The organism is Alicyclobacillus shizuokensis NBRC 103103 (assembly GCF_001552255.1).
In the GTDB taxonomy this organism is placed as follows: domain Bacteria; phylum Bacillota; class Bacilli; order Alicyclobacillales; family Alicyclobacillaceae; genus Alicyclobacillus_G; species Alicyclobacillus_G shizuokensis.
Genome location: NZ_BCQV01000106.1, coordinates 1 through 2184, shown reverse-complemented (window position 1 = coordinate 2184; position 2184 = coordinate 1). Strand labels below are relative to the sequence as shown.

Genomic DNA, 2184 nt, shown 5'->3' with positions numbered 1-2184 from the left:
AATAGCGGATTGAAACTCCCCAAAAAAATCGCGCACGATTCCCCACAAACAGCGGATTCAGATCCCCAAAATCATCGCGCATCATTCCCCGCACATATGTTCGGTCTACGCGGTCACCTCCTCCTTCAGTGCGTGTGTCACCCCGGCGCGCAGCTTGTCCTTCATCCGGTAGCTGTTCCCACGGATGTTTATGGTGGTGGCGTGGTGTAGGAGCCGGTCAAGCAAGGCAGAGGCCAGCACCTGGTCGCCGAAGAGTGTCCCCCAGTTGGTGAAGCTGGTGTTGGACGTGATGATCAGCGACCCGTGCTCGTAGCGCTCCGACACGAGCCGGAAGAAGTTCGCGGCGTCCAGGGCGTCAAGCGGCAAGTAGCCCACTTCGTCGCAGATCAGCAACTTCGGCTGGGTGTAGATGCGCAGGCGTTTGTCCAGCCGTCCCTCTTGGTATGCTCGCCGTAAGTCGGCTACCAGCTTCTGCATGGTCACGAAGTACACGCTCATGCGCTGTCGAATCGCCTCCATCCCCAGGGCCACCGCAAGGTGGGTCTTGCCCACCCCCGGCGGTCCCAGGAAGATGACGTTGCTGCCCTCTTGGATGAACGTCAAGCTGGCTAGTTCTCGTATCTGTCGCTCATCGACGGACGGCTGGAACGAGAAATCGAAATCTGCAAGGGTCTTGTGGTACGGGAAGTTGGCCATGCGAAGCCTGGCGTGCATGTAACGGCTGTATCGCTCCTCCTGCTCAGCCTCCAGCAGCCTGTGCAGAAACTCCGCATAGGTCGCCTGGTGCCCCGCTGCCCACTCCACGCACGCCGGCAGCACCGCCGCGGCTCGCTTTAATCCCAGCTCCAGCAGTTGCTCCTCGGCCTTGGCCAGAACCAACGCCTCACTCATTGCACCTGACCTCCTGCCGCAATCTGTTCGTATACGAACAGCTCTCGTTGCTCGACGTCCGGCCCGATTTGCAACCCTGGTACCTTGCCTCGATCCGGATGAGATGTCCCAGCCGGAATACCCTTGAAGTGCTCAGGGTTGGTTGAGACCTGGTGCCTGCCTGTGAGCACGCGGTGTTCCGCAATGACCTGCCCGCCGTACTCGATCTGCAGGCTGCCTGACTCAAACTCCCTGACCAGCACGGTATGTCCCACATACCGCCACGGAACGGTGTACATGTTCGTGTTCCACGAGATGCGGCAATCGCTCGTGACCTTGCGCATATCGGCGTACGCCAGCGTGTACCGGCTCTCCGGCAGGGGCTGCAGCTTCTCGGCCTGAAACCGCACCACCGGCTGCTCCCGCGTTGTGCCGTGGATGCGAACATTGGCCACCGTATCCCGCCAGATGGCGCCTTGCCGGTTCAGGTCGTCATGGTCCACGAACGATACCGGCCAGAAGCTGGACCGGATATACCCGATGGGCCGTTCAATCTTCCCCTTTGTGCGGCTTCGGTAGGGCTTGCAGGCCTTGGGCACGAATCCGTAGTATTTGGCGAAGTCCATGTACGCCGGCTGCCAGTCCACGTGCCCATGACCATCGTTGGCCACGACGAGCGGGGAGCAGTTGTCGCTGAGAATGACCTTTGGAACCCCGCCGAAGAACTCCAGCGCGTTCCGGAGCGCTTGGAGGATATGCAGTTGGTCCGCCGCTTTGATAAACTCCAGGTAGAGCATGCGGGAGTAGGCGAGTACCATGGCAAAGCACCATACCTTTCGCCGATGGCCCTGCGGGTCCAGGTAGGGGAATGCGCCCAGGTCAATTTGCGCCTGTTCCCCCGGAGCCGTCTCAAACCGCCCGGTTGCCTTGGCAGAGACAACCGGGCGGAGAGGGTGCATGAACTCGCGCAGGACGGTGATGCCACCGGTATATCCCTGCTCCCGGATCTCGCGAAAGATTCGCTCCGCATTGAGGACGCCGATACGCATACGCTGTTCAACGTAGGCCTTGTACGGCTCCAGCTTGTGCCCTTTCACCCTCCGGCCATGCGACTTCACCACGCCCTCCTCCTGCTGCTGCCGAGGTTCACTTACAGCCTTGCGAATGGTTTTGCGGTCGTGGCCGAATCTTCTGGCCAGTTCCGAGATGCTGACGCCCTCCTCATACAGCCTCTTGATCTCCATCTTCTCACTCTCCCTCATGACTGGCACCTCCACAGACGTGATGGCAGGTGCCATAATTCGACACAGGGGT

2 protein-coding genes are annotated in these 2184 nt (G+C 60.3%); both read right to left on the bottom strand.

The features are described 5' to 3' along the window. Window positions 1-105: 105 nt before the first annotated feature. Window positions 106-891: an IS21-like element helper ATPase IstB gene (gene istB, locus ASH01S_RS17485; protein WP_029422375.1), complete on the bottom strand. Its 786-nt coding sequence runs from the start codon at window positions 889-891 to the stop codon at window positions 106-108. Continuing rightward, window positions 888-2132, bottom strand: coding sequence for an IS21 family transposase (istA, locus tag ASH01S_RS17480; protein WP_067929712.1), 1245 nt, complete (start codon window positions 2130-2132; stop codon window positions 888-890). Before istA ends, istB begins: the two co-directional genes overlap by 4 nt. Between the last annotated feature and the right edge of the window lie 52 nt (window positions 2133-2184).